The following is a 22,658-nucleotide window of genomic DNA, read 5'->3' on the forward strand; positions in this document are numbered from 1 at the left end:
GGATCCGGCACCCTGTGTACCGCAGTTTGCCGTGCAGACGCTACAGGCACCGCACCTGATATTTCGTCAGCCCGCGTGAGTCGCCGAGCCGAGCCGAGTGCGTCGACGGAACATTCGCTGCGCCGACCAGACCAAAGAAGTCCCCGAATCGATGGAACCGATCGCGATCTTGCTGCGTCATACCAAGTGTCAGAACAAGTTTCGGGTGGGGCGGCGTAGTTATGAAATCTGGGCCACGATCTCAGTCGAAATCTGGAGCGAGATGGTCGCTCGGTCAACTGAAGAAGAGGGGATCTAAGATGAAGAACACGCCGAGGGCGATCGCGTCCATGTCTATGGTCGCTGTAGCGGGCGGAGTGTTACTTGCTACCGCCGGCCTCGCGAATGCGGACACCTACGACCCTTACCGGGTTACGCCGAATATGGAGAAGAGGACGTGTGAACAGGTGGCGCAGAACATGCGGAATCAAGAGCCAGATCGGTCCCCTGGGAGCGATATGAACCTGGGGGGCTATTCCATACAATGTGTGTTCGACGGTGCCGGAGCGGGTGGATACTACGTGCAGAAGAGGTACGTTTCCTAGTCTCGCACTCACTGATCCCAGTCGCTACCGATTGTCGAATCTGCGACATGGTCGGCCTGCGGCACAGAGGGGCGTAGCTTGATTATGAAATGACCCCCGGTTCGAGACCGGGGGTCATTTAGTGTCCGTATGCTATTCGCCGCCAAAGCGAACTGGCAACAACTGCGCCGTGCTACATATCGTCGCCGGAGATGCCGAATCGGCGGCGGATCGGGAATGACGCGAGCATGCCCAGGATTAGCAGGATGGCGACGGTGCCGCTGCCGATCAGGGCGATATTGCGGGCCCGATTGTCCGGCGGCGGGGTTGGTGCGGGGACCGCCAGCTGTACCTGTTTGGGAGCGGAGGGCTGTTTCGGGGGAAGAGGTTTCGTGGTTTCGGCGGTCAGCGCCGCGATCGGATCGATTGCGCCATAGCCGACGTACGGATTCCAGCCCCCGCCTGGCGCGTGCGCGGTGGCCTCGATGCGTTTGATCACCTCGATTGCGCTGAGTTCAGGGAAGCGGGCACGAACCAGTGCGACCACGCCGGATACGTAAGGTGCAGCAAAGCTAGTGCCTTTGAGCGGGATCAGCTGCCCTTTGTCGTAGAGGCCGGTAACAGTACCGTTGCCACGCGCGTCGAGCGAGACTATGTCCTCGCCGGGCGCGGCTACGCCAACCCAGGGACCTGGCACGGTGAAATCCGACGGTGCGCCATTCTGATTGATGGATCCGACCGATAGTACGTAGTCATCGAAACGCGCAGGTGTGACGTTGGTTGTCACGTTCTTCCACGGGTCGCTTTCCGGGTGGAGCGGGTTGATGACGTCCGGGTTACTCGGCTTGCATTTGCCATCGGTGTTACCGGCGGCCGTCACCACGACGGAATTCTGTTCCAAGGTCGCGTAGCGCACTGCCGCGCCAACTGCGCTGTCATCGGGTTGGGTGTCGCCCGGTACGCACAAGACCAGCGAGATGTTGATGACCGAGGCGTGCATGTCGGCGGCCCGACGGATCGCTGAGGCAAGTGCGTTGATGTTGCCGTATCCCTCGGCTGGATCTTCAGGCTTCCTGTCTGGTCGGCCCGGTATGTCGTAGTACTTGCTGGTTTGGCGAATCGACACGATCCGCGCGTCGGGTGCGACACCGTGAAAGCCTTGTCCATCTATTGGTTTCGCGCCGATTATGCCGGCGACGACCGTCCCGTGTCCGTCGCAGTCTTCGCTGACACCGTCACCACCATCTGCCACATAGTCGCCGCCTGCCTCCAGGTTGGGCAGACGGGGATGGCGGGTGACACCTGTATCGATGACTGCGATGAGTTGGCCTTCGCCCCGGGAGAAATCCCATGCACGGTTTATGTTGAGTGCAAGTTGCGGTATCGGAGTGGCAGGACCGTCCCCGCCCTGCTGGGTAGACGCACAGGGCGAGTTGGCGGGGTGCTCGGTCTTGTCCGGCGGTCGCGCGGGGTCTCCGGGTAGCAGTTTGCTCGGGTCGACCGGCGGCGGCCGATCCGCGTGTGCCACACCCTGACTCGCGCCCAGCCCGAACGACATGCTCAGTGCGAGCACTACTGCCGCTGCGCTGGTGCGCAGGATCCGGTTCACAGCCCGCGGACGAGGGAGTAGAGGCCGGCTACCCAGAAGACGAGGGGGAGGACGGCGGCGACGAAGGCGTATTCGAGGAGTTCGACGCCGCGGCGCATGGGTGGGGTGGCGGATTGGTTGGGGATGATGATGCCGAAGATGAGGGCGGCGATCAGGATGACCATGGCGGTGCCGAAGACCGCGAGTGGCTGATCCATCTCGAAGCTGGCGCCGATCAACATGATCAGCACGATGCCCGCGCCGCCCGCGATCAGGACGACGGCTTGTTCGGCGCCCGCGTAGGTGCGGCTGCGGAACATCAGGACTACGGCGCACACCAGGGCGAGGGCGATGCCCTGCCAGTACGGGTCGTCGGCCATCGGGTCGGTCGCGGCCAGTGCGCCGACGACGGTGACCAGGGTGGTCGCCGCGACGAGCCCGGCCAGGTACATGCGGGCGCGCTCCGACTTGACCCGCAGGGCCTCCATGGTGGGCAGGGCGCGGTGATCGTCGGGATCGTCCTCGGTCGGGTCGATCGGGGTGCCGGGGGAGGGGACCGGCGGCAGCGGCAGTTTGGACAGCAGCATGGAGATGCGCGGTCCCATGGCGAGTCCGGCGAGTCCGAGGGCCGCGGCGCCCGCGCCGATCGCGCGTTCCGGCTGTGCGGTGAGCAGGCCGACCAGGGCGGCGGGGACCGCATACACCGCGAGGGTGGTCGCGCCGATGAACAGGGCGAGGCCGACGCCGCTGACTCGCCACGCCAATACCGCTGTGGCGCCGAGCAATACGGAGCCGAGCAGCAGGTGCGGCCAGCCGTAGTGGTCGGGCACGTAGAGCATGCCCGCGGTGAAGGCGGTCGGTAGCGCGCAGCCGCCGAGGACCAGGGCGGTCGAGGTGTCGCCGTACATCCGGCTGAGCACCATGGCCGCGACCACGAGCAGGATCGTCACGGCCAGGGCGACCGAACCGCTGACCCAGTAGGGCAGCGAACCGGGCGCGAGCAGCAGGCCGAGACAGCCGACCAGCATGGTGAGCGCGGCGAGCACCGAACCGGTGATCCGCGCGACCTTCGGGGTCCAGCTGCGGTAATGGTCGGTGTCGGCGATCGCGACGTTGTACATGATGTCGTCGAACAGCGGCGTCGGCGCGGTGTGCGAGGCGCTCTCCAGCATGAGCAGCTCGCCGTCGCGGACGCCGTGCTCGCCGAGGCTGAGCGAATTGGAGAACGGCGGGTGACCGATCCGGGCCAGCACCCACTCGGCGGGCTCGAAGCGCTCGCCCTCGTTGTCGAAGTCGTTGGTACGGCTGTGCTGTGCGACCATGTCGACGACGCTCGGGATCACCAGTGCGACAGGCACGTCCACCGGGATCGCCATATCCACCTGGGTGTGCTTGGCGAGAATGGTCACCCGGGCAAGATCCGGTGCGCGCACGATGCCGTGCGAGGAGTTTTCATCGATGTGGTCAAGTCGCGCGTGCGTCAAGCTTCCCCCAACTCGTCTTCTACCTCGTATTTTCGCAAACCCGAGACCCTACGTCGAGTTTGCGAACCCACGGTTCGGGCAGCAGAATGCTGGTCGAACTGTACGACATGTCGGCGGCGGCCTCTACACTGAGCCGGAATCACAGCAGTCGAGGAGGGGGATTCTCGCACCATGAGGGAACCGAGCGCCGGCGAGGTGCAGGAATGAGTACCGTCCGGTTCCAGCGACGCGCGCGCCGGGAGATGCCGCGCTCGCCCGGTGGCGAGGTCACCCTGCAGCCGCCGCCCGAGATCCCCCGGGTGACGCCGGGCAACCTGCTGATGAAGCTGATGCCGGTCGTGATGATCATCGGCATGGTCGGCATGATGGCGCTGATGTTCACCCAGGGCGGTGGCATCGGGTCGAATCCGATGAGCATGATGTTCCCGCTCATGATGATGTTCTCGATGGTCGGCATGTTCGCGGGCCAGGGCGGCGGCAAGGGCGCCAAGGCCGCCGAGGCGAACGAGGACCGCAAGGACTATCTGCGTTATCTGGACCAGGTGCGCCGCGACGTCGACACCACGGCCACCCAGCAGCGCGCCTCGGTCGAGTGGAGCCACCCCGAGCCCACCCTGATCTGGATGCTCGCCGGCACCAGCCGCATGTGGGAGCGCCGGGCCGGCGACAAGGACTTCTGCCACGCCCGCATCGGCGTCGGCGGCCAGCGGCTGGCGACCCGCCTGGTCGCGCCGGAGACCGGACCGGTCGAAGAGCTGGAGCCGATCGCGGCCGTCTCGCTGCGCCGCTTCGTGCGCGCGCACTCGACCGTGCCCGACCTGCCGACCGCGATCGCGGTCAAGGGCTTCGCGACCATCGCCCTGGACGGCGACCGGGTCGAGGCCAGGGACATGACCCGCGCGATGCTGTTGCAGCTCAGCATGTTCCAGGCGCCGGACCAGGTGCTGTTCGCGGTGGTCTGCGGTCCGGACACCGCGCGCGAATGGGAGTGGACCAAGTGGCTCCCGCACACCCAGCACCCCGACGCGCAAGACGGCATCGGCACCCAGCGCATGTTCTACGGCTCGATCCGGGAAGCCATGGCCGGCCTGCAGCCGCTGCTCGGCAACCGGGTCCGCTACTCGCGTAACCAGCCCGCCAACGCGAACATGGTGCACATCGTGATCATCGTCGACGGCGGCCTGCTGGAGGCCGAGGACGATCAGCTGCGCGAATCCGGCTACGAGGGCGTCACCATCATCGACCTGTGCGGGTACGCACCGCGGTTGGCGGTGTCGCGCGGCATCAAGATGATCGTGGAGAACGGCGAGTGCGTCGGCCGCGGCGCGACCGGCAACCAGGAGCGCTTCGCGCTGATCGACCGGATCAGCCCGCAGCAGGCGCAGCAGGTGGCCCGCAGGCTCGCGCCCTACCGCGCGGCGACCCAGCGCAGCAGCGACGTGGAAACCGATGACTCCGAGGTGATTTCGACCTGGAGCCAGCTGATGGGCCTCGGCGACATCGGCATGTTCAACCCCGAACACGCCTGGCGTCCGCGCTACGGCCGGGAACGGCTGCGGGTGGCCTTCGGCGTCGGCGCCGACGGCCTGCCCGTCGAACTCGATATCAAGGAAGCCGCCGAGAACGGCATGGGCCCGCACGGCCTGTGCATCGGCGCCACCGGTTCCGGTAAGTCGGAGTTCCTGCGCACGCTGGTGCTCAGCCTGCTCGCCACGCACTCGCCGGACCAGCTCAACCTGGTGCTCGTCGACTTCAAGGGTGGCGCGACGTTCCTCGGGTTGGACAGCGTCCCGCACGTCGCGGCCGTCATCACCAACCTCGAAGAAGAAGCCGATCTCGTCGATCGTATGAAGGACGCGCTGGCCGGTGAGATGAACCGCCGCCAGGAGGTGCTGCGCGCCGCGGGCAACTTCGCCAACGTCTCCGAATACGAGAAGGCCCGCGCGGCGGGCGCCGACCTGGATCCGCTGCCCGCGCTGTTCGTGGTGCTCGACGAGTTCTCCGAACTGCTCACCCAGCACCCGGATTTCGCGGAACTGTTCGTGATGATCGGCCGGCTCGGCCGCTCGCTGCACGTGCACCTGTTGCTCGCCTCGCAGCGCCTCGAAGAGGGCAAGCTGAAGGGCCTGGAGAGCCACCTCTCCTATCGGATCGGTCTGAAGACCTTCTCCGCCAACGAATCCCGTCAGGTGCTCGGCGTGCCCGACGCCTACAACCTGCCGAACAACCCCGGTGGCGGTTACCTGAAGTCGGACTCCGGCGAGATCGTCCGGTTCCAGGCCTCCTACGTCTCCGGCGCCTACGTCGGCGGCGGCTCGCAGCGCGACATCACCGTCGCCACCCAATCCGGCGACATCGATATCAAGGCGCGGCCGTTCACCGCCACCCACGTGGATTTCCGGGCGATCGACCGGGTTCCGCTGCCCGCCGAACCCGGCGAAAGCGAGCAGCAGAGCGACGACGGCGAACAGGTCTCCAACGTGCACATGCTGGTCTCGCGGATCAACGGCCACGGCCGCCCCGCGCACGAGATCTGGCTGCCGCCGCTGGACGAGGCGCCGACGCTCGACCAGCTCATCCCGCGCTCCATCCTCACCGGCGAGTACGCCGCGGTGGCCACGCTGCGCGCGCCGATCGGCATCGTCGACCGGCCATACGACCAGCGGCGTGACCCGATGGTCGTCGACCTGTCCGGTGCTCGCGGCAACGTCGCCGTCGTCGGCGGCCCGCAGTCGGGCAAGTCGACCGCGCTGCGCACGCTGATCATGGCGATGTCGCTCACGCACACCGCCGAGCAGGTGCAGTTCTACTGCCTCGACTTCGGTGGTGGCACGCTGATGAGCCTGCAGGGTCTACCGCATGTCGGTTCTGTCGCAAGCCGATTGGACGGCGACCAGGTCCGGCGCACCGTCGCCGAGATGACCACCATCGTGCGGACGCGCGAGGCGCGATTCCGACAGCTCGGCATCGAGTCGATGACCGAGTTCCGCCGCCTGCGCGCCATGGATCCGTCCAGCAGCCCGGCCGCGACCGGCGCGCACGAGGATCCGTTCGGCGACGTGTTCCTGGTGATCGACGGCTTCGGCTCCATTCGCCAGGACTTCGAGGCGCTCGAACAGACGATCATGAACCTGGCGGTGCAGGGTCTGTCGTATGGCGTGCACATCGTCATCGCGCTGGCAGGCTGGCGCGAGGCGCGGCCCGCGCTGAAGGATCAGATCGCCACCAGAATTGAACTGCGCCTTGGTGATCCGATGGACTCCGACCTCGGTCGCAAGTTCGCCTCGATGGTTCCGCAGGCCCGTCCCGGCCGCGGTATGACGCCGGACTGTCTGCACATGCTGACCGGTCTGCCGCGCATCGATGGCAGCTCGGACCCGACCGATATCGGCCAGGCCGTCGGCGATGCGGTCGCGACCATTGCCCGGTTGACCCCGGGCCGGCCGGCACCGTCGGTGCGCATGCTGCCCGAGGAGTTGCTGCGCGAGCAGCTGCTCTACCTGGCCGGGAACTGGCCGTCCCAGGTCGATCAGTCGGCCAAGTGCATGCGAATCCCTATCGGTATCAACGAAGCCGAGCTGGCGCCGGTCTACATCGACTTCGCCGAGAGCCCGCACTTCATCATCATCGGCGATACAGAGAAGGGAAAGACGGCGCTGCTGCGCTCCATCGTCGAGGGCATCTGCGCGTCGAACACTCCGGACCAGGCGCGGATCATCATGGGCGACTATCGGCGCTCGATGCTCGGCATGGTGCCGGAGGGCTTCCTGGCCGGATACGGCTCGACCGCGCCCCAATTCACCCAGAATATGGCCGATCTCGCCGCGTACGTCAGCAACAGGACGCCGGGCGCGGACGTGACGCCGCAGCAACTGCGGGAACGCTCGTGGTGGAGCGGGCCCGAGTTGTATGTGGTGATCGACGACTACGACCTGGTGTCCACGTCGCAGGGCAATCCGGTGCAAGCTTTGCTCGAGCATCTGCCGCACGCCCGTGACCTGGGTTTCCACCTGATCATCGCCCGGCGCTCGGGTGGCGCGGGCCGGGCCATGTTCGAGGCGACGCTCGCCAGGATGAAGGACCTCGGATCGGCCGGTCTGATCATGAGCTGCAGCCGTGACGAGGGTGTGCTGATGGGTGTGACGCGGCCGAGCTCGATGCCTCCGGGGCGCGGCACGTATGTCACTCGAAACTTCGAGGGTTTGATCCAGACGGCCTGGACGCCGCCGCAGAACTGATGTCCACCGTCGAGCTGGTTGTCACCGACACGCGCGTCTGGGCGCGTGGCGCGACGACGCACTGGGATGTGCCGCCCTCGATCGTGTTGGGCAGCAACGGGTTCGATCTGGTGGTCGGGGAGTCGCTGACGCCGCCGACCCAGGTGAGTTCCGCGGTGCAGTATGTGGCTGCCGAGGCTGTCGCGTTGCTGCCGCGCGTCCCGTCTGTTGTCGACGCGCTGACCGCGGTGTTCGCCGCCGTGCTGGAGAATCTGCGCGTCGCCGCGCCGTGTGAGCGGATCAGCCTGATCTGCCCGACGGAATGGGGCGCGTCACGTCGCTCCGTGCTGGACCAGGTGGCTCGTCGGTTCACCGCGGACGTCGTGTTCGAGGACCTGGCGGTGCGGGCCGTCTCGGCGGACGAGGGCACCAGCCACAGCCGCCGCACGCTGGTGCTGGAGTTCGGTGCCCTCACCACCACGGCCACCGCGGTCATCCGCAGCCATCAGGGTGTGCACATCGAATCCTGTGAGCACCAGCCAGCTCTCGCGCTCGCCGAGGTACTTCCGGAATCGCACGGCTTCACCGCCCTGTGTGCGTTGATCGACCGGGTGCTCGACGGGCAGCCCGCCGACCTTGCGCAAACCGTCGGTGTCACCGATGCGGGGAAACTTGATCTCCTCCGCGCCGCCGTTCAACAGCGGTGCGGTGCGGGTGTCGGGCTGCGGGCACTCACCGGGCCCGAGCTCATTCGCGGTCATCAGACGGAACCGTTGCACCAGCCGGAGGTGCCGTCCGTCCTGTCGCAGACCGAGTGGATGCAGCCGCTGCGTGAACGCGCCGCCGCCCAGCGGCCGCCCCGCAGTGGCCTCGGTTATGTCGGCGCGGCCATCGCCGCGGTGGTCGTGGTTGCGGCCGTTGTCGTCGGCGGCGTTGTGCTGCTGAATCGCTCGGACGACACTCCTGCCGCTAATACAGCGGCGCCGAGCAGCAGTGCCGCAGCACCGACGACCAGTGCTGCCGCGACGACCACCGCTGCCGGGCCGGAAACGTATGGCCGCATACGCTTTCAAGTCCCCGATGGCTGGCACATCGCGTCGGCACCCGACGCCACCGGCAAGTCCCGAGTGGATCTGTCCCCGGACAACGGCGCCCGCCTACGCGTCACAGTGACGCAAACCCCGGTTGCTCCTGGCGCGAGCTATGAGCAGGTCGCGGCGAAGCTCGAGACCCAGATGAGTCAGCGCCCCGCTGGCGTGATGTCCGACCTGAAACGCGACGTCGTCTATGGCGGGCGCTCTACTCTCGCCTACAACGAACGCCCCGGTGACGGCTCGACGGTTCGCTGGCATGTGCTGTTGGAGTATGGAATTCAGGTCAGTATCGGCTGTCAGTATGCCGACAATGATTGGCAGTCTTTATCGACTGCGTGCGAGAACTTCGGTAGTTCGGTCCGCGTGATTCAGTGAATTCTGCTGCGGCAGCACGACATCAATGAGTACTTGGCAACACACATAATTCGGGCCCCCGGCGACGTGCGTGCCGGGGGCCCGAATTGGCCGAGACAGGTTCTCAGAAAAGGCCTGCGAGGCTGGTGTCGGTGCTCTGCAGATCCGTGTTACCGGAGCTGACGGCCCGACCGGCGGTCTCCAGCGTGGCGTTCAGCTGGGTGACGCTCGTGTTCCACTGCGTCTGGAGCTGGGCGAACGCGTCGTTGGCGTCACCCTTCCAGTAGTTGGTCACGAAGTCGGTGACCTGCTTGTGGAAGTCCTCGAGCATGCTCGAGATGTTCTTCGCTTCGGACACGATGGACTGGGCACCAGCCTCGACCGCTCCGAAGTTAGAGGAAATCGTGCTTGGGTCGTTCGCTGTCATCTGGGGCTCCTCCTTGGTATCTGGTGTTCGGCTGATCGATCAGGGAAGCGTCAGGCTGGAAGCCTGCTGCGCCACCTGCTGGGCGAACTGCTCGTCCTGCGCCGAGAAGGCCTTGCCGGCCTTGGTCAGCTTGTCGGCAGTCTGGTCCAGTGCGTCGTTCAGCTTGCGCGCCTGGGCGAAGTAGTTGTCCATAAGCGTGTCGAACGCGCCCCGGGCCTGACCCTTCCAGGTCGCGGTGGTGTCATCCGACTTCGTGTTCAGCGCGGTGATCGCGTTCTGCAGGGCGGCGTGACGATCCCTGCAGTTGTCCGCGAACTTCGCGATGATGGCGTCATTCGCTTCGAGCTGTCCTGCCATTTCGGCTCCTTCTCGGTTTCCCGTCTCGGCCAACGGCAGAAGCCCCCAGTTGGCCTGTACATCTGATTGGACGCTCGATAGGTCTGATCGGTTCCATCCGACTCGAGAAAATTTGGATCTCCCCCTACGGAGATCAGACCCCAGCGTCCTTTGCCCTGCTCGTCTGCGCTGTCGGGGCCGGATATGGGCCGCTCGTCAGGTCGTAGACGTAGTCATCTTGGCATGCCTGCAACGCCAGCGCTCGGCTCCCCTCCTTCCCCCTGCTCGCTGATGTCTTGATTGGCGAGTGGGCTGGCTGCTTGTACCTTACCCAACCACTATGGCTCCCGCTACAGCAGATCGCAGGTATATCGGAGGGAAAACGTCAGTGATGGCAGGGCGGCGCGCTACTGGCTGTTGGCGAGTAGCGCGTACTGTGCTGCCGCGCGTTGCTGCGCGTCCTGCAGTTGGGTGCTCCAGACATAGCCGACATAGTTGCGATACCTAACGGCGCAAATCCAGTCCTTGACGTATCGATCCGTCGGAAGCTCGGCGCATTTGCTGTCCGGAACGTTCGGAGGTGCCTGGCCAGTATCCGGTGCGTCGAGAATCGCCGACCACAGCGCTCGAGCCGAGTCGGTATCCCGCGTTCGGATCAAGATGGCTCCGTCCAGGAACCTGCCAATCCCCTTGCCGAAGCTTTGGGCGATTCCTCGTGTGTAGCTGTTCGTTGTCGCCGAGTAGGCGTCGGAGAAGACGAATCGTTCGCCGTTTGCGTAAAGATTCTTTGCCGCTGTGCGATCGGTCTGCCAGTGTAGAAATCCTCGCAGTTCGTACGCCGCGAGCCCGCCCACTTGGGGGACAGGTAGCTGGGTCGGATTAAGGACTCTGCGGATCACGCCCTCTGGGTCGATATCCAGACGCAGGACCTGTTCGGCCGACAGCGGCGTGAGTGTGTCGAGCATCGGCAGCTGCGCTGTGTAGACCTTCTCGACGAGGGCGGTCAGGGCGGTGAGGTCAGGCTGGGATGTGGAGATGAATGTGTTGATCACGTAGTTGCCGTGCGCGACTACCGAACCGATCGTCGGCGATCCGGGACGCCAATGAGAATGCGCCAGTGGATATTTCGCGAGCTGCACGCGCTCGTTCTGGTCCGGGGCCACGGCGAAATCGGCCTCTTCGAATTCGGCGGCAGCCCGCTCGGCGGACTCGGGGTCCGGGAATTGCATGACGGTCACCGTGGTCAATGTCGATTCCGGTGGTACGGCAACCGCAGACTGCGGCAGGAAATCGCTACTGCCGGAAGCGAACCCGAACAATATCTTGTTGCGCGCCGCGATCGGTACGCTCTGCTCCGCCAAGACGTTCTTGACGTCGTCGGGTTGGGTGATCTCCTGTACGCCGGTGCCGTACCGCAGCTTGGGGTCGATATCGATGCCGGTCACGACGTGGTTGGCCAGGCGTGAGATGGCCAGCGAGGTACCCCTGCGCAGCGAGTGTGAGTATTCCTCGTGGGTGTCGAACGGCTCGGTGGGGTACTTGCCGACGTCGAAGGTGCGGACGTCTATCTCGCCCGGCTTCGGTACACCGGTTACCGATGAACCGCACCCGGCGATGGCCAGCAACGTGATGGCGGCCGCGGTGAGTCGTACGCTTCTGCTGAGCATGCGGCTCACTTCGCCTTCACCAGAATCGAGTATTGCGCCGAGATCCGTTGGTGCACATCGATCAGCTGATCCGACCACACTTCTGCGGCATAACGGTCGTAGGACACCACGCAATGAAATCTGGGGATGAACAGATTCTTCACGCGGAGCTCAGCACAGCGTGCGTCGGGAAGATTCTTCGGCGAGTCGACACTGCGGTAGGTCTTGCTCAATGCGCTGTGACTATCTCGAATACGTTGTGCGCCTTTCGGATTCTGCGCGCGGAAGAGCTGTCCAGCATAATTCGCCATCCAGTCGACCCCGGCTTCCTCGAACAGCTTCTTGTCGCGCACCGGATCATTGGTCAGATGGAGCGCGCCGTTGCGGTCGTACAGGCCGGGAGGGTTACTCCAGTCGTCTTCTTTCGGCCGCGTCAGTGAGCGCCCGAGCATGCCGTCGCGGTCAAGGGGGATATCCGTCAGCTTGTCCGGCGGTGTCGGGCGGAACTCGCGCAGCCGCGCGCTGACCGCATCGAGGCACTTCTCCGCGAGCGCGACCATGGCGGGTAGGTCGGTGTTGTCGAGCGCGATCTTCGCGGGGTCTTTGACCGTGGTGTAGATGACGTACTGCCCGCTCGCCTGGAATGTGTACAGCTCCTGCGTCCCAGGTTTCCAGAACGCGTGTGCGTCCGGATGTTTGCCGAGGTCGACCGGTTCGCTCAACCCTTTCTTCGCGGCCACGGCCTGTGCGAGAGCGGGGGCGGCCAGTGTGGCGGACTGTTGGTCGATAAATAACATTGCCGTGTTAGTCAGCGAGGTGGCGATGAGCGTATCTTTCTCGGAATACCCGAGGCTGTAAAAACCAGCTATGAAACCCGGTGTAATCGGCCGGAAGCTGTCCGCGGAAAGTTCGAGGGAATAGAGGGTTTCGATGAATCCCGATGTCAGATTGGTCTCCGAGCCTGCCTGGACGGTGAACCGCGGGTCGATGTCCATCGGCAGGGGGACAAAGCTGCCGAGGCGCTGGCCTTCGCTGAGTCGTGCGCGGTCGAATCCGGGTTTGCCGATCTCGCGTGATGTGGTCGCGTAGCTACCGACGTCGAGCTGGCTGATATCTACGTCAGGCGGTGGTGGCGGGGAGTCCGACCCACATCCCGCTGTACCAACAGACAGGACGGCCAGTCCGACGGCCAGCGTTCTGAGTGCTCTCCGCATCGTTCCCTCCATCAGCCGACGAGCAGGAGGACGAGCCATCGAACCAGTTATCCCCCAAGGCATACGTGCGCGCTGACCAAGCCTGTGGCGGACGTATCGCAGTCGGCAACATAACACCCGGGACCGTCGTCCCGCGACATGCGACTCACGTCGCCTTCGCGAGAATCGCATACTGCGCCGAGATCCGTTGATACACATCGATGAGCTGATTCGACCAGACCTCGGCGGTGTATCGGTCGTAGGACGCTATGCAATGAAACCTATTGGTCACCACATCCTTTAGGCGGAACTCGCGACAGCGTGCATTGGGCAGATTTTTCGGCGGATCGATCCGGCGATAAAGCTTGCTCGGTGCGCTGTGGCTGTCTCGAATGAGCTGTGCGCCTTTCCGATTTTCGGCGCGGTATAGATACCCGGCGTTGTACACCAGCCAGTCGACGCCCGCCTCGTCGAACAGCTTCTTGTCTCGCACGGGATCGCTACTCAGATTCAGCGCGCCGGTGCGGTCGTACAGGCCGGGTGGGTTGCGCCAACCGTCTTCGTTCGGTCGCGGAAGGGAGCGGCCGAGCATGCCGTCGTGGTCTATGGGGACATCGGTCAGCTTGTCCGGCGGTGTCGGCCGGAACCCGCGCAGCCGGGCGCCGACCATATCGAGACTCTTCTGCACGAGGGAGACCATGGCAGGTAGATCGGTGGTGCCGACCGCGATCTTGGCTTGGTCCTTGACCTCGGTGTAGATCACGTACGGTCCGCCTGCCTGGAACGAGTAGAGCTCCTGCGTCCCCGGTTTCCAGAACGCGAGAGCGTCTCGGTGCTCGCCGATGCCGACCTGTTCGCGCAAATCTTGCTTTGTCGCGATGGCGTGTGCGAGCGCTGCGGCGGCCGACGTGGCGGATTGCTGATCAGCAAACAGCAGCACTGCGTTCGACAGGGAGGTGGCGATCGAAACGTCGTTTTCGGAGTACGCGAGGCCGGCGAAACCGGCGATGAAGCCCGGTGCATTCGCCTGGAAACTGTCAACGGAAAGGTTGAGGCTGTACAGGGTTTCGATGAATGCCAGCACCGGGCCGGTCTCGGAGTAGGGCTGGAAGACGAATCGCGGGTCGATGTCCATCGGCATGGGGACAAAGCCGCCGAGGCGCTGGCCTTCGCTGAGTCGTGCGTGGTCGAAACGGGGCTTGCCGATCTCGCGTGGTGTGGTCGCATAGCTGCCGACGTCGAGCTGGCTGATATCGACGGCGGGTGGTGGCGGGGAGTCCGATCCACATCCCGCTGTGCCTAATAGGACGGCCAACCCGGCGGCCAGCGTTCTGAGCGGTCTCCGCATCGTTCCTCCATCAGCCGACGAGCAGGAGGACGAGCCATCGAACGGTGTTCTCCACAGGGCATAGGTGCGAGCTGACCAAGCCTGCGGCGGACGTATCGCAGCCGGCAACATAACATCCGGGACAGCCGTCCCGCGACACCGCTCGAACTACTTCACACGCTTCTGCAGCAGCGGGACCAGCTTGTCGAGGAGTGTCTGTTCCGAGTTCGGCGTCCAATTGCGGAACGCGGCTACGGCTTCGGGGTCGTCGAGCGGAATAACGGTGGCCCGGGTACCCGCGACCTGGTAGGGCAGCCCGCGCAGCCCGCCGCCGCCGGCGTCTTCGTCGGTACGCACCGCGAGGACGTAGCTGTCGGACGCGACCTCGAGCGAGTCGGCCGATTTCATCGCGCGCGGCGATGGTTCGCCACCCTGCGCCACGTAGTTCAAGTTGTAGACGAAGCCGAGGTCCTCGAGGAACTTCGACTGGGTGTTGCCGCCGAGGTAGATCGACACCGGTTTGCTCGAAGCGACCGAGCGTTGCACATCCACCACCGTGATGGTCTTGCCGCGGAAGGCAGGATTGGTGGCGCGGGCCTGCTCGATCGACGGCAACGCACTCACGGCGACCGTGGCGTTGGCCGTGGTGGTGGCGACGGCGTTGGTAACGGGCTTGTCGCTACCGCCGAGCCCCCAGATCCCGAGACCCGCTGCCAGCGCGACAACGACGACACCGGCACCAGCGCCGATGACCCATCGTCTGCGGGAGGGGGGAGCGGTCGTCAGCGTGTGTGGTCTCGAAATCGCAACGCGCGGATCAGTATTCGGCCGTGGATCGAAGGCCTGGACGGGATAGGTTGGCGAGGTGCCCGTAGGGGCCGAGTGGTAGCCGGGGGAGAGGGCGCTCGCCGCCGCGTCGGTGAATTCGCGGCAGCTGTTGAACCGATTGGTGGGATCTTTCGCCATCGCCTTGGCGAAGACGTGGTCGATGGCGGGCGGCAGCGCTGGATCGACCGCGGTGGCCAGCGGGGGTGGCTCGTGCAGGTGCCCCATCATGACCAGCGCGGGTTGCGTTGCCGGATAAGGGTTTCGGCCGGTGAGCAGCTTGAAGAACGCGCAGGCGAGGCTGTAGATATCGGCCCGGTGGTCGAGGTGGCCGCCGACCAGCTGCTCCGGCGGTGCGTAGGCGATGGTGGCGACGAAGCTGCCGGTCTGGGTGAGCTCAGTGGTGTCGTCGTTGGATTTGGCGACGCCGAAATCGGTGAGCAGGACGCGTTCTTCGTCACCCTCGCTCGAGGAGAGCAGGAAGTTGGCGGGCTTGACGTCGCGATGCAGCAACCCTTTTCGATGCGCGTAGTCGAGGCCCTTGCCGACCTCGGTGGTAATGCGCAGTGCGCGAAGCGGATTCATCGAATGCTTGTCGCGGGCCAACTCCGCTGCGGCATCGGTGCCGTCGACGTACTGCATGGCGATCCACAGCTGACCGTCTTCTTCACCGCGGTTGTAGACCGAGACGATGTTCGGATGGTCGAGGCCGGCGGCGAGATTGGCCTCGCGCTCGAAGCGGGTACGGAACTCGTGGTCGTTGCTGAGTTCGCCGCTGAGCACCTTCAATGCGTCCATGCGCGGCAGACTGGGGTGTTTGGCAAGATAGACCGTGCCCATGCCGCCCGCTCCGAGCACGCCCTGGACGCGGTACCCGCCCACGATGGTGCCGGGGCTTATCGCCATGATCCACAATCTCCTGAGTCCGTGCTCCCCATGCGGCAGCATACTGGACCGCACGCGGTGGGCTCGGTGCGTCGCATTACCGGCTGTTCGCGAAGATTGCGTACTGTGCGGCGGCGCGTTGCTGTACATCGAGGAGCTGATCCCCGGTGACGAATCCCGCGTATTGGCGGTAGGCGACGACGCAGGTGAATCTTTTCGTTTCGAAGTCGTCGCGGTCGCGTTTGTTCTCGACGCAGGTCGAATCCGGCACATTCGGCGGGGCGTCGGCATCGCGCGCTGCCGGTGCGGGGGTAAGTCGTTCGGCAACAATCTTCTTCGCTGCTGCCGAGTCCGGTGTGCGGGCCACGATCGTGCCGTTGGAAACGGCGAACCGATCCGCATTCATCGCACTGAAGCGTTGCTTTGCGACACTCAGATCGTCGGCATACTGGATGATGCCGCGCAAATCGTAGAGGGCCTGGCTGCCGATCGCCGGTATCTCGACCTGGATCGGATTCAACGTGCGGCTCAGCAGATGGTCGGGGTCCCATGGCAGTTGGAACAGTTCTTCATCCGTAAGCGGCTTCAGCTGGTCCAGCACGGGAAGCTGTGCGTCGTAGGACTTTTCGGCGAGCGCGGTGAGTGCGTTCAGGTCGGGCTCGCTGGTGGAGACGAGAAAGGCAACGACATAGGGCCCATGGGCGAGAGTGGTGCGCAGAAATGGCGTGCCGGGACGCCAATGGGCGTGCGCGGTGTTGTATTTCGGCAGTGCGACCGGCTGGTTGTGCTCCCGGTTGGCGCTCAGGTCCGCGTCGTAGAACTCGGCGGCCGCGGCGGTGGCTCGCTCGGCGTCGGGGAACTGCATGACCATGGTCGAGATCACCGTCGCGTGCTGTGCTGACTTGATCGGCCAGCTGGATGGGACGATCGACGTCTTCTGATCGAAACCGGTTGCCCGGAACCCGAACAGCAATTTGTTCCGTTCGGCGATCGGCTTCATATCGTCTTCGTTACCCAGCTCGCCGGGTGGCAGCCCGCGGGATATCTCGAAGGGGCGTTGGCCGAATTTCAGGTTCGGGTCGATTTCGTAGGCAGGCAGGACATAGTCCGACAATCGCATTGCGGCGACGTGCGGCATGCTGGTGAAATCGGGCAGGTAGTCGTCATCGTGGGCATTGGGCGGCTCGGTGGGATAGGACCCGGTATCGAGTTTGCGAATGTCGACCTCGGCGGGATGCGAGGTCCCGGCCATGGTCGATCCGCATGCGGTGAGGCCGACCGCCAGCAACGCGGCCAATGGCAGGACGAACGCGCGCCTCATCGGGTGTTCACCAACAACGTGTACTCGGCGGAGATCCGCTGTTGCGCGTCCAGCAGCTGGTGCGACGCGGAGAAGGCGGCATAGCGGTCGTAGGACACCGAGCAGTAGAAGCGGATCGCCAGGTTTCCCCGCCCGATGTACTCCCGGCACTCGGCTGCGGGCAACTCCGCCGGGGAGTCGGCTTTCTTGAACCGCTTCGTCAGACCACCGAGGTCTTGCTGGAGCGTCTCGGCCGCGGCGGCATCGCGGGCTCGATAGAGTTCGACGCCGTTCGTCGCGTATCGGTCGGCGCCCGCTTTCTCGATTGCGTCGAGGGTGCTGTTCGGGTCATTGACGAAATGGAGCGCGGTGCGGGCGTGGTACGCGCCGGGCGGATTGAGCCACGCATCTTCCTTCGGCCGCGCGATGGTGCGATTGAGCATGCCGTCCAGGTCGATCGGCAGGCTCATGAGCTTGTCGGGCGGAGTCGGGCTGAACTTGGCGATGGACGGAGCCACCGTGTCGAGGCTCTTCTCCACCAGCGCAAGCAATGTGGGCAGGTCGACCTTTTCCAGGTAGATCTTCAGGTAGTCATAGATCCACGTGTAGACGACGAATTTGCCGGTGGCATACCAGGATCCGATCGACTGCTGGTCCGGTTGCCAGTGCGCATGTGCCGCAGGATATTTCGGTATCGCCACGGTGGTATTGCGATCGCCTGCCTCGTAATCGACCCGCTCCAGCGCCACCGCCGCGTCCGCGGCCTTCTGCTCGTCCGGAAAGATCATGACCGCGTTCATCAGATCGATGCCGTGCGGACCTGACACGGTGCGGCCGAAGGCCTGGAAGCCTGCGACGAAGTCCGGTGCGGCCTCGGCGAACCGGTCGACAGCCATGATCCGGCCGAGAGCGAACTTCGGGTCGGTGAAGACTGTGGCGATGAACGGATTGCTGTACGCGAACCGGGGGTCGATATCGCGCGGCACCGGCACAAAATCGCCCAGCCGTTCCGCTTCGATTATGCGAGCCTGGTCGAGGCTTTTCACCGCACCCAATTGACGCGGATTCGTATCGTAATTCCCGACATCCAGCTTGCCGATATCGACGGAAGGGGCCGGGTGGTCCGCGGTCGGCTCATCCGAGCCGCATCCCCCGCTGACGAACGCCAACGCTGCCGCCATGACCAGGGCATACGCCGTTCTGCGCGGCGTCGTCCTCGCGCTGAGCTGCAACATCCTCCCCTAACGGCTGTGGTTCCCGCGGAATCCTACGTCACCACCTGCCACGGCACCTGACCACAACGTTCGGGATCCGACCTCACAGACTGTTCGCCAGCAGCGCGTACTCGGCGGCCACCTTCTGCCGGACATCCGGTTCTTTGTCGCTGGTCACGACACCCACATAACGCTTGTACGAGACGTAGCACCGGAACTTGTATTCGCGGTCGGGGTTGCCTTTGCTATTGAGCTGCAAGCATTTGGCGCCGGGCACGTCCTTCGGTGCGCCGAGCGTGTCGTAGTGCGCCCCTTCGCTTTCCATCAGACCGTCGGCCAGTTTCTGCGCGGCGGCGGTGTCCCTGGTGCGCGCGACGTAGCTGTCGTCGGCGATGGCCTGGCGGTCGACGCCCGCCTCGTCGACCAGGCGCAGGTGCGCGGATTCGTCCACGGCGCGGTGCACCATGTGGTGCGGGCCGAAGATGGCGAAGGTGGCGGCGTCGGGGGTGCGGTTCTTGCGGTCGCTGACCGCGACCCGGGCGAGCAGTCCGTCGGGATCGACCTTCAGGTCCTTGATCTGGTCCTGCGGCGTCGCCTGGAACTTGTCCAGCTGGGCGACCTGCGCGGCGAGCGCCTTGTCGACCCAGCTCGTCAGGTCAGCGCTGTCGGCGCGCGGGCGCTGGATGAACAGGGAGATGACGAATTCCTTGTAGGCCATGAAGGTGCCGACGGTGGGAACGCCTGGGCGCCAATGGATATAGGCGTCGGGGTACTTGGTCGAGGGCAGTTTGCGGTTGTCCGGCGAGATGGCGATGTCGACGTCCTCGAGCTCGCGGGCGGCGAGTTTGGTGACCGCCGGGTCGGGGAAGCGGAACAGCGCGGTGGTGACCGCGGTGGTGTCGGGGGCCGGGTTGGTCTGCCCGGCCGGGTCGGGCTGGTCGGCGCCGCTGGCGGCGTAGCCGGTGATCAGCTTGCGGTCGTCGAAGACCGGCTTGGACACCTTGGCCACGAAATCCAGCGCCTGGTCGGCGTCGGCCACCACGGTGCTGCCGCGGCCGACCTTCAGGGACGGGTCGATCTGCACGGTCGGGACCACAGCATCCGACATGCGCATGCCCTCGAGTAGCGCGGCCTTGTCGCCCGGGTCCTGGTTGTACTGGTGACGGTCGACCGCATAGGTCCCGACCTCTAGTTGGCGTACGTCGACTTCGCCCGCGGTTGCGGTGCCCCGCACGCCGCCGCACCCGGTCAAAAGACCAGTCAATGCGATACACGACGCGGCAAGCGCGATTCGCGATGTCCGAACCATGACGGGTCCTCGTTTCTTCACGTGCTGCCACTGAAGTTACCGGACGGACGCCTGCGAGGGGGGTCGATAGTTGTCGGATTGCAATACCCTGGTTCGTGTGACGACGACCCCGGACCACGCGCTCGGCAGAGGCCGATACCTCTGATGGACCGGCAGGTCGAGGTCGTCGTCGGAGGTCACGCGGTGGTGCGTGTCGCCGGGGCGGTGGTGGTGGTCGGGCATCGCGGGCAGGGCAGGCCGACGCAGGATTCGCCCGCCGTACTCGCCCTGGAATCGTTGGCCGAATTGGTGCGTGAGGCGACCGAACAGCAGCCGAAGGGGCCGGGGGCGTTGATCGCGCGCCAGGCCACCCGGTGGCTGATGAAGCACGCCGAGCAGATCAGTCCGGGGGAGCCGATCGATTTCGGCATCCTGTCCACCGCGGAAAACGGTGGGGTGGCGGTGTTTCTGCACGGCGCGGTGACGGCGGTGCTGGCGGGGAACGGCACGGTCGAGCGGTATCGGGGCGGCGACGCGGCGTTCACGGTGGACCGGGTGGCGGGCGTGCCCGCCAGGGCCGTCGCGCTGTTCGTCGACGACGCGAAGGGCCGCATCCCCGAACTGCCCGCACAGCGCGGCATCGGCTGGCTGGTCGAGGGCATCGCGCAGGCGGGCGGCGCGATCATCTGGTCCGACGAGGTGCGCACCAGGGCGCTCTCGGGGCTGCCGCGCGAAAGCACGCGGCAGCGCGACGAAGAGGAACGGCTGCCGACCGCGCGGATCGACCACGATCCGCCGGAACAGCAGCGAGAACCGGAGCCGCACACCGGAAGTCAGGCCTCGACCGCCGCGCACGGACCCGACGAGGACCTGCACAACGCGCACACCGAGGTGAGCGGTACCACGCCGGCCCCGCCGCCCGATCCGGAGCTGCAGCGCCGGTTGGAGGCGACCGCGAAGGCCACCGCGCTCACCGTCAAGGTGATGGGATTCAAGTGCGCCAGAGCGCATCCCAGCGATCCGCGCGCGGCGTTCTGCACCGTGTGCGGCATGCCGGTGGACCAGACCCAGGCGCTGATCGAGGTGATCCGCCCGCCGCTCGGCATGCTGATCCTCGACGACGGCATGACCTACGTGCTCGCCGCCGACGCCGTGATCGGCCGCGACCCAGAACATTCCGACGCCGCGCAGCGCGGGCTGGTCCCGCTGCGGGTGGATGACTCCTCCGGCGGCATGTCCCGCGCACACGCCGAGATCCACCTACTGAATTGGGATGTGACCGTAGTGGATCGCGGCTCCACCAACGGCACCCGCACCCGCCTGCCCGGCTACCGCGACTGGATTCGCCTGGCCCCCAACCAATCCATGGTCCTGGTGCCCGGCGCCGAGGTCATGCTCGGCAACCGCGTCCTGCGCTTCGAACACACCGCCCCACCGCCGTTCGGCGGTTAGCCGACTACGAATACCGTGAGATGCAGGTCTTTTCGCCGTTGATCACGCCCGCGCGGAACGCGTCGACGCGGGCGAAGCCACTGCGCACGGTGTTGCCCTGCACGTCGCTGGCGGCCAACCCATCGGTGAGCAGGCCGGATACCGCTTCGTCGAGATCGCCTGCGGCAAGGCCGATGTCGCCCTGCGAGGTCGGGCGGTTCGGCGCCGCGAGCTTGCCGGTGACCACGCCGGACAGGCAGGCCGCCCGCAGCCCGGTCTTCGCGCCGATAAGGTCCTGGCCGTGGTTCTTCTGCACCGCGAGGGTGTATCGGGAAATGAAGACTATGTAACCGTTGTAGTCGCCGGTCACCTTCAACGGCAGCGGATCGTCGACATCCCAGTTCGAGGTGCCGCGCTGGGCGAGGGAGGGGATGTCGGTGCCGATGGTGTTGGTGTCCGGGCAATAGCTGACGGGCTCGGTGGCGACGCCGTTGGGGCAGTTGATCTTCGCACCGGAGTAGTCGTAGGTCGGCGAGGGCTTGGTCGGCAGCAGCGCGCCCAGAGCCTTGCTGAGTTCGACCAGGGTGTCCTTGTTGATCTCGTATTCGCCACGACCGGTGTCGCCGTTGAAATCCTTCGGCAATGAGCCGCGCCGCTGGTTGATCTCGTCCATGTCGATGCGCTTGCAGCCCTTCGCGCCATCGGTGAAACCGGCCTGCACCGCGGTGACGCGTTCGAAGGCCGAGCCGTGCACGCTCTCCGGGTCGCTCGGGTCGGAGTCGCGGATGGCGACGGTGGCGGCGAGCACGTTGTTGAGGCCGTCGGAGGTGTTGATGGTGAAGTGCTTGGATTTGCCCTCGGCGACCGAACGCATGAACGCGCCTGCGAAGCAGTCGGCCTGCTGTTCCTTGACGATCACCGGGTCTTTGGCGCCGACCAGCCTGGCCATGGTCTGCACCGCGTGCCCGTATTCGTGCGCGAGCACCATGACAACGGCCATCTTGCCGAAGGTGTCGGTCATCGCGGGCAGCAGCACGGAACGGTCCCAGCCGATGGAATTGTCCAACCGGCAGTAGGCCGCGTTCACCAGGTGAAAGGTGGTCTCCTTGCAGAATTCCCGCGCATCGCTGCGCGGCGCCTTCGCGCTCCAGGACAGCAGCGTGTCGACCGGCTTGAAATCGCCGCTCTGGAATTCCTTGCCGAATTCGGCGTGCCAGTAGGTCTGGATGTCGTCGACGGCGTTGAGGGCCAGGGTGTCCTCGGGGCCGCCGTCGCCATTGGTGGCCTTGAGCGGGCTGTCCGGGACACCGTCGCGCGGGCCGCTCGGACCACTCGTGGTCGGCAATCCCGCCACCTTGAACGGGTCGTCGTAAATGGAGACGGCGCGGCCGTCCACCAGTCTGGTGCAGCCCGCGACCAGCACCACAACGATCAAGACGGCGGTAATGATCGCCGTCGCACGGACTTTCGGCAAGGCTCCCCCTGA

Annotated in this window: 15 protein-coding genes; 3 read left to right on the plus strand and 12 right to left on the minus strand. The window is 65.3% G+C overall.

Features of this window, described 5'->3' with window-relative positions:
• Positions 1 to 756: 756 nt before the first annotated feature.
• A complete protein-coding gene (mycP, locus tag ACIBK2_RS09485) occupies positions 757 to 2,172 on the minus strand; it encodes a type VII secretion-associated serine protease mycosin (RefSeq protein WP_396965376.1) in 1,416 nt (471 codons plus the stop codon).
• Positions 2,169 to 3,635 (minus strand): type VII secretion integral membrane protein EccD, encoded by a 1,467-nt coding sequence (gene eccD / locus ACIBK2_RS09490; protein ID WP_396965378.1) that lies wholly within the window; start codon positions 3,633 to 3,635, stop codon positions 2,169 to 2,171. Before eccD ends, mycP begins: the two co-directional genes overlap by 4 nt.
• A 203-nt stretch (positions 3,636 to 3,838) precedes the next feature.
• On the opposite strand from eccD, the gene eccCa reads away from it, so the two are divergent.
• Both eccCa and ACIBK2_RS09500 read left to right on the plus strand, forming a co-directional pair.
• Complete coding sequence (gene eccCa / locus ACIBK2_RS09495) at positions 3,839 to 7,873, plus strand: type VII secretion protein EccCa (protein ID WP_396965380.1); 4,035 nt, start codon at positions 3,839 to 3,841, stop codon at positions 7,871 to 7,873.
• A complete protein-coding gene (locus ACIBK2_RS09500) occupies positions 7,873 to 9,321 on the plus strand; it encodes a type VII secretion-associated protein (RefSeq protein ID WP_396965382.1) in 1,449 nt (482 codons plus the stop codon). The genes eccCa and ACIBK2_RS09500 overlap by 1 nt, the downstream gene beginning before the upstream one ends.
• A 103-nt stretch (positions 9,322 to 9,424) precedes the next feature.
• Here the strand turns inward: ACIBK2_RS09500 and ACIBK2_RS09505 are convergent, their stop codons facing one another.
• The 9 genes from ACIBK2_RS09505 to ACIBK2_RS09545 form a co-directional block, all read right to left on the minus strand.
• Entirely contained in the window at positions 9,425 to 9,727 is a 303-nt protein-coding gene (locus ACIBK2_RS09505; RefSeq protein ID WP_379286841.1) for a WXG100 family type VII secretion target, read from the minus strand.
• A gap of 39 nt (positions 9,728 to 9,766) precedes the next feature.
• Complete coding sequence (locus ACIBK2_RS09510) at positions 9,767 to 10,084, minus strand: WXG100 family type VII secretion target (RefSeq protein ID WP_396965385.1); 318 nt, start codon at positions 10,082 to 10,084, stop codon at positions 9,767 to 9,769.
• 386 nt (positions 10,085 to 10,470) lie between these two features.
• Positions 10,471 to 11,508, minus strand: a complete 1,038-nt coding sequence (locus ACIBK2_RS09515) for a hypothetical protein (RefSeq protein WP_396965387.1) — start codon at positions 11,506 to 11,508, stop codon at positions 10,471 to 10,473.
• A 227-nt stretch (positions 11,509 to 11,735) separates the two neighbouring features.
• Positions 11,736 to 12,935, minus strand: coding sequence for a hypothetical protein (locus ACIBK2_RS09520; protein ID WP_396965389.1), 1,200 nt, complete (start codon positions 12,933 to 12,935; stop codon positions 11,736 to 11,738).
• 133 nt (positions 12,936 to 13,068) lie between these two features.
• Entirely contained in the window at positions 13,069 to 14,250 is a 1,182-nt protein-coding gene (locus ACIBK2_RS09525; protein ID WP_396965391.1) for a hypothetical protein, read from the minus strand.
• Positions 14,251 to 14,397: 147 nt separating this feature from the next.
• A complete protein-coding gene (locus ACIBK2_RS09530) occupies positions 14,398 to 15,960 on the minus strand; it encodes a serine/threonine-protein kinase (RefSeq protein ID WP_396965393.1) in 1,563 nt (520 codons plus the stop codon).
• Positions 15,961 to 16,036: 76 nt separating this feature from the next.
• Positions 16,037 to 17,260 (minus strand): hypothetical protein, encoded by a 1,224-nt coding sequence (locus ACIBK2_RS09535; RefSeq protein ID WP_396965395.1) that lies wholly within the window; start codon positions 17,258 to 17,260, stop codon positions 16,037 to 16,039.
• On the minus strand, positions 17,257 to 18,420 hold the full coding sequence (locus tag ACIBK2_RS09540; RefSeq protein ID WP_396965397.1) for a hypothetical protein: 1,164 nt from the start codon (positions 18,418 to 18,420) through the stop codon (positions 17,257 to 17,259). Before ACIBK2_RS09540 ends, ACIBK2_RS09535 begins: the two co-directional genes overlap by 4 nt.
• A 136-nt stretch (positions 18,421 to 18,556) precedes the next feature.
• The gene (locus tag ACIBK2_RS09545) at positions 18,557 to 19,687 is read right to left on the minus strand and encodes a hypothetical protein (RefSeq protein ID WP_396965399.1); all 1,131 of its coding nucleotides are present in this window, start codon (positions 19,685 to 19,687) and stop codon (positions 18,557 to 18,559) included.
• Positions 19,688 to 19,906: 219 nt separating this feature from the next.
• Here ACIBK2_RS09545 and ACIBK2_RS09550 point away from each other — a divergent pair, with 219 nt between their 5' ends.
• On the plus strand, positions 19,907 to 21,193 hold the full coding sequence (locus ACIBK2_RS09550) for an FHA domain-containing protein (RefSeq protein ID WP_396965401.1): 1,287 nt from the start codon (positions 19,907 to 19,909) through the stop codon (positions 21,191 to 21,193).
• A 4-nt stretch (positions 21,194 to 21,197) separates the two neighbouring features.
• Here the strand turns inward: ACIBK2_RS09550 and ACIBK2_RS09555 are convergent, their stop codons facing one another.
• Positions 21,198 to 22,646 (minus strand): metallopeptidase, encoded by a 1,449-nt coding sequence (locus tag ACIBK2_RS09555; RefSeq protein ID WP_396965403.1) that lies wholly within the window; start codon positions 22,644 to 22,646, stop codon positions 21,198 to 21,200.
• Positions 22,647 to 22,658: the final 12 nt, after the last annotated feature.

It is taken from the genome of Nocardia sp. NPDC050175 (assembly GCF_044459885.1).
In the GTDB taxonomy this organism is placed as follows: Bacteria; Actinomycetota; Actinomycetes; order Mycobacteriales; family Mycobacteriaceae; genus Nocardia.

Bases quoted from the DNA above. Each gene is read 5' to 3' on its own strand.
- ACIBK2_RS09510 (WP_396965385.1), bottom strand. From the start codon at position 10,084: ATGGCAGGACAGCTCGAAGCGAATGACGCCATCATCGCGAAGTTCGCG.
- ACIBK2_RS09535 (WP_396965395.1), bottom strand. From the start codon at position 17,260: ATGAGGCGCGCGTTCGTCCTGCCATTGGCCGCGTTGCTGGCGGTCGGC.
- ACIBK2_RS09550 (WP_396965401.1), top strand. From the start codon at position 19,907: ATGGACCGGCAGGTCGAGGTCGTCGTCGGAGGTCACGCGGTGGTGCGT.
- ACIBK2_RS09500 (WP_396965382.1), top strand. From the start codon at position 7,873: ATGTCCACCGTCGAGCTGGTTGTCACCGACACGCGCGTCTGGGCGCGT.
- ACIBK2_RS09540 (WP_396965397.1), bottom strand. From the start codon at position 18,420: ATGGCGGCAGCGTTGGCGTTCGTCAGCGGGGGATGCGGCTCGGATGAG.
- ACIBK2_RS09520 (WP_396965389.1), bottom strand. From the start codon at position 12,935: ATGGAGGGAACGATGCGGAGAGCACTCAGAACGCTGGCCGTCGGACTG.
- ACIBK2_RS09505 (WP_379286841.1), bottom strand. From the start codon at position 9,727: ATGACAGCGAACGACCCAAGCACGATTTCCTCTAACTTCGGAGCGGTC.
- ACIBK2_RS09525 (WP_396965391.1), bottom strand. From the start codon at position 14,250: ATGCGGAGACCGCTCAGAACGCTGGCCGCCGGGTTGGCCGTCCTATTA.
- eccCa (WP_396965380.1), top strand. From the start codon at position 3,839: ATGAGTACCGTCCGGTTCCAGCGACGCGCGCGCCGGGAGATGCCGCGC.
- ACIBK2_RS09530 (WP_396965393.1), bottom strand. From the start codon at position 15,960: ATGGCGATAAGCCCCGGCACCATCGTGGGCGGGTACCGCGTCCAGGGC.